This window comes from Geodermatophilus pulveris, from assembly GCF_900188375.1.
GTDB lineage: Bacteria > Actinomycetota > Actinomycetes > Mycobacteriales > Geodermatophilaceae > Geodermatophilus > Geodermatophilus pulveris.
Window position 1 is genome coordinate 1 of sequence record NZ_FZOO01000018.1, and the last position, 5,643, is coordinate 5,643.

A 5,643-nucleotide genomic window follows, 5' to 3' on the forward strand; every position below is an offset into this window, starting at 1 on the left:
GCGTCCGCTCTTTGAGAACTCAACAGCGTGCCGAAAGTCAGTGCCAAGTATTTGACCCCTTTGTGGGTTCCTTTGGTTGATTGATCGAGAGCGTCCAGTTCTCGGTTCTCGGCCGGGGTGTCGAACATCTACGGAGAGTTTGATCCTGGCTCAGGACGAACGCTGGCGGCGTGCTTAACACATGCAAGTCGAACGGTGATCCTGCTTCGGTGGGTGATCAGTGGCGAACGGGTGAGTAACACGTGGGTAACCTGCCCCCGGCTCTGGGATAACTCCAAGAAATTGGGGCTAATACCGGATGTGACCGCTGGCCGCATGGTCTGGTGGTGGAAAGGGTTTCCGGCTGGGGATGGGCCCGCGGCCTATCAGCTTGTTGGTGGGGTAGTGGCCTACCAAGGCGACGACGGGTAGCCGGCCTGAGAGGGTGACCGGCCACACTGGGACTGAGACACGGCCCAGACTCCTACGGGAGGCAGCAGTGGGGAATATTGCGCAATGGGCGGAAGCCTGACGCAGCGACGCCGCGTGGGGGATGACGGCCTTCGGGTTGTAAACCTCTTTCAGCAGGGACGAAGCGCAAGTGACGGTACCTGCAGAAGAAGCACCGGCCAACTACGTGCCAGCAGCCGCGGTAATACGTAGGGTGCAAGCGTTGTCCGGAATTATTGGGCGTAAAGAGCTCGTAGGCGGTCTGTCGCGTCGGCTGTGAAAACCCGGAGCTCAACTCCGGGCCTGCAGTCGATACGGGCAGACTCGAGTGTTGCAGGGGAGACTGGAATTCCTGGTGTAGCGGTGAAATGCGCAGATATCAGGAGGAACACCGGTGGCGAAGGCGGGTCTCTGGGCAGCAACTGACGCTGAGGAGCGAAAGCGTGGGGAGCGAACAGGATTAGATACCCTGGTAGTCCACGCCGTAAACGTTGGGCGCTAGGTGTGGGGGCCATTCCACGGTCTCCGTGCCGCAGCTAACGCATTAAGCGCCCCGCCTGGGGAGTACGGCCGCAAGGCTAAAACTCAAAGGAATTGACGGGGGCCCGCACAAGCGGCGGAGCATGTTGCTTAATTCGATGCAACGCGAAGAACCTTACCTAGGCTTGACATGCACGGAAATCTCGCAGAGATGCGGGGTCCGTAAGGGCCGTGCACAGGTGGTGCATGGTTGTCGTCAGCTCGTGTCGTGAGATGTTGGGTTAAGTCCCGCAACGAGCGCAACCCTCGTTCCATGTTGCCAGCACGTGATGGTGGGGACTCATGGGAGACTGCCGGGGTCAACTCGGAGGAAGGTGGGGATGACGTCAAATCATCATGCCCCTTATGTCTAGGGCTGCAAACATGCTACAATGGCCGGTACAAAGGGCTGCGATACCGCGAGGTGGAGCGAATCCCAAAAAGCCGGTCTCAGTTCGGATTGGGGTCTGCAACTCGACCCCATGAAGTTGGAGTCGCTAGTAATCGCAGATCAGCAACGCTGCGGTGAATACGTTCCCGGGCCTTGTACACACCGCCCGTCACGTCACGAAAGTCGGTAACGCCCGAAGCCGGTGGCCCAACCCTTGTGGAGGGAGCCGTCGAAGGCGGGATCGGCGATTGGGACGAAGTCGTAACAAGGTAGCCGTACCGGAAGGTGCGGCTGGATCACCTCCTTTCTAAGGAGCATCTCGCCTGCCGGCCCTGCGGGGTGGGTGGGTGCAGAGCCGCGCCCGGGTCTGGATCCGGTGCCCGTCAGGGGTGCCGGGCCGCGTGTCCGGGGTGGTGCTCGAGGGTGGAACGCTGACCAGTTCGGTCGCCGGCTGTGGCCGGCCCCCAGTACGACCCGCCCCCCTGTCCGGGGGTGGGTGTGGAGCGGGGTCGGGTGCGGGTGGGTGGTCGTAGGCACGCTGTTGGGTCCTGAGGGAGCGGACTCCCGTCCCGGACGGGTCGCCTGCGCGTGTGCGTGGGTGGTCGTCGGGGGTGGGGTCGGTGGTCCTCGTGTCGGGGCCGTCCGGGTCCTCGTACCGCCTGCCGGTCCGGTGTGTTCGTGTTGGTTGCGGGCACTCCGGGTGGGGTGGGGTCTGGCGGGGGCGGGTCGGGTGGTGGCCGGTCGTTCGTTGAGAACTGCACAGTGGACGCGAGCATCTTTATCTGGTTTGTAGGTGCCCCGCGCGTCATCGGCCGGTTCGTGTGCGGCGCATCTTCGGGTGTGTCGGGCGCGGTGCCGGTGGGTGGGTGTGGGGTGTGTTGTGGTTTGTGTGGCCAAGTTGTTGAGGGCACACGGTGGATGCCTGGGCACCAGGAGCCGATGAAGGACGTAGGAGGCTGCGATAAGCCTCGGGGAGCTGCCAACCGAGCGTTGATCCGAGGATGTCCGAATGGGGGAACCCCGCACCAGTCATGTGGTGTGACCCGCGCCTGAACACATAGGGCGTGTGGAGGGAACGTGGGGAAGTGAAACATCTCAGTACCCACAGGAGAAGAAAACAACCGTGATTCCGTGAGTAGTGGCGAGCGAAAGCGGATGAGGCTAAACCGTTTCCATGTGATACCCGGCAGGGGTTGTGGGAGCGGGGTCGTGGGACCGTCCGTGCGTATCTGCCGGTACGTGAGGGAGTGAGAAAGTGCGGTCGTTAGCAGAAGGCCTCTGGAAGGGGTCGCCGTAGAGGGTGAGAGCCCCGTATGCGAAAACGCCGTGCCTCCCTGTGACGTGTTCCCGAGTAGCACCGAGCCCGTGGAATTCGGTGTGAATCTGGCGGGACCACCCGCTAAGCCTGAATACTCCCTGGTGACCGATAGCGGACGAGTACCGTGAGGGAAAGGTGAAAAGTACCCCGGGAGGGGAGTGAAACAGTACCTGAAACCGTGTGCCTACAAGCCGTGAGAGCCGTGAAGCCATCCTTCGTGGGTGGGCGGTGATTGCGTGCCTTTTGAAGAATGAGCCTGCGAGTTAGCGGTGCGTGGCGAGGTTAACCCGTGGGGGGTAGCCGTAGCGAAAGCGAGTCCGAACAGGGCGCCCAAATTGAGTCGCGTGCTCTAGACCCGAAGCCGAGTGATCTACCCATGGCCAGGTTGAAGCGCGGGTAAGACCGCGTGGAGGACCGAACCCACCAGGGTTGAAAACCTGGGGGATGAGCTGTGGGTAGGGGTGAAAGGCCAATCAAACTCGGTGATAGCTGGTTCTCCCCGAAATGCATTTAGGTGCAGCGTCGCGTGTTTCTTGCCGGAGGTAGAGCACTGGATGGCCGATGGGCCCCACAAGGTTACTGACGTCAACCAAACTCCGAATGCCGGTAAGTGAGAGCGTGGCAGTGAGACTGCGGGCGATAAGGTTCGTAGTCGAGAGGGAAACAGCCCAGATCATCGGCTAAGGCCCCTAAGCGTGTGCTAAGTGGAAAAGGATGTGGGATCGCAGAGACAACCAGGAGGTTGGCTTAGAAGCAGCCACCCTTGAAAGAGTGCGTAATAGCTCACTGGTCAAGTGGTTCCGCGCCGACAATGTAGCGGGGCTCAAGCACACCGCCGAAGCCGTGGCACTCCACCGGAAGCCCGCCGGCAGACTGCGTGTCTGTCGGCCAGGTGGTGGGGTGGGTAGGGGAGCGTCGTGTGGCGGGGGAAGCGGCGGAGTGATCCAGCCGTGGACGCCACGCGAGTGAGAATGCAGGCATGAGTAGCGAGAGGGGAGTGAGAACCTCCCCCGCCGGAAGACCAAGGGTTCCTGGGCCAGGCTAATCCGCCCAGGGTGAGTCGGGACCTAAGGCGAGGCCGACAGGCGTAGTCGATGGACAACGGGTTGATATTCCCGTACCCGCGAAGGAACGCCCATGCTGAACCCGCCGATGCTGACCACCCGAACCGTCGGGGCTCTTCGGAGCGCCGCCGGGGAGCGTGGGACCCGGAGTGGTAGTAGGCAAGCGATGGGGTGACGCAGGAAGGTAGTCCCGCCGGTGAGTGGTGGTACCGGTGCAAGGGTGTGGCCCGTTCCGTAGGCAAATCCGCGGAACATGCAGGGTGAGGCCTGACGCATAGCCGGTTGCGGTGAATGGGATGATCCTATGCTGCCGAGAAAAGCCTCTAGCGAGTTCCGAGCGGCCCGTACCCCAAACCAACTCAGGTGGTCAGGTAGAGAATACCGAGGCGATCGAGCGAACTGTGGTTAAGGAACTCGGCAAAATGCCCCCGTAACTTCGGGAGAAGGGGGGCCCTCGCCCGTCAGCCGCCTCGCGCGGGGCAGCGGGAGGGGGTCGCAGAGACCAGTGAGAAGCGACTGTTTACTAAAAACACAGGTCCGTGCGAAGTCGTAAGACGATGTATACGGACTGACGCCTGCCCGGTGCTGGAACGTTAAGGGGACGGGTCAGTGCACGCATCGCGTGTGCGAAGCTCAGAACTCAAGCGCCAGTAAACGGCGGTGGTAACTATAACCATCCTAAGGTAGCGAAATTCCTTGTCGGGTAAGTTCCGACCTGCACGAATGGCGTAACGACTTCTCAGCTGTCTCAACCACAGGCTCGGCGAAATTGCACTACGAGTAAAGATGCTCGTTACGCGCGGCAGGACGGAAAGACCCCGGGACCTTCACTACAGCTTGATATTGGTGTTCGGTTCGGCTTGTGTAGGATAGGTGGGAGACTGGGAAGCCGGCACGCCAGTGCCGGTGGAGTCGCCGTTGAAATACCACTCTGGTCGAATTGGATGTCTAACCTGGGTCCGTGATCCGGATCAGGAACAGTGTCAGGTGGGTAGTTTAACTGGGGCGGTTGCCTCCCAAAGGGTAACGGAGGCGCCCAAAGGTTCCCTCAGCCTGGTTGGCAATCAGGTGTCGAGTGCAAGTGCACAAGGGAGCTTGACTGTGAGACCGACGGGTCGAGCAGGAGCGAAAGCTGGGACTAGTGACCCGGCACCGGCAGGTGGAAGCGGTGTCGCTCAACGGATAAAAGGTACCCCGGGGATAACAGGCTGATCTTCCCCAAGAGTCCATATCGACGGGATGGTTTGGCACCTCGATGTCGGCTCGTCGCATCCTGGGGCTGGAGTAGGTCCCAAGGGTTGGGCTGTTCGCCCATTAAAGCGGTACGCGAGCTGGGTTTAGAACGTCGTGAGACAGTTCGGTCCCTATCCGCCGCGCGCGTAAGAGACTTGCGAAGAGCTGTCCCTAGTACGAGAGGACCGGGACGGACGAACCTCTGGTGTGCCAGTTGTACCGCCAGGTGCACGGCTGGTTGGCTACGTTCGGCAGGGATAACCGCTGAAAGCATCTAAGCGGGAAGCTCGCTTCAAGATGAGGTCTCTCACCCAGTCAATGGGGTAAGGCCCCCGCTCAGACCAGCGGGTTGATAGGCCGGAAGTGGGAGCACCGCGAGGTGTGGAGCTGACCGGTACTAACAGGCCGAGGGCTTGACCACACGACCACACCACTCCCCAACAGCGGGGCCCGTGGTGCAGGCCGGAACACGAAGAAGTCACGCGTCCACTGTGCGGTTCTGAACGCACGACCCCCCACCCCCGATCCCGGGGGCGGGGCCGGGTCGATCGTTCACCGTGTTACGGCGGCCATGGCGAGAGGGAAACGCCCGGACCCATTCCGAACCCGGAAGCTAAGCCTCTCAGCGCCGATGGTACTGCCCCGGAGACGGGGTGGGAGAGTAGGACGCCGCCGGACGACCATTCCCG

At 61.5% G+C, this 5,643-nt stretch carries 3 rRNA genes; all 3 read left to right on the plus strand.

Features of this window, described 5'->3' with window-relative positions:
• The first annotated feature begins 127 nt into the window (after positions 1–127).
• Positions 128–1,646 (plus strand): 16S ribosomal RNA (locus tag CHB98_RS20825).
• Positions 1,647–2,230: 584 nt separating this feature from the next.
• Positions 2,231–5,375 (plus strand): 23S ribosomal RNA (locus tag CHB98_RS20830).
• 140 nt (positions 5,376–5,515) lie between these two features.
• Positions 5,516–5,632, plus strand: a 5S ribosomal RNA gene (gene rrf / locus CHB98_RS20835).
• Together the 16S, 23S and 5S rRNA genes form the textbook arrangement of a ribosomal RNA operon.
• The last annotated feature ends 11 nt before the right edge of the window (positions 5,633–5,643 follow it).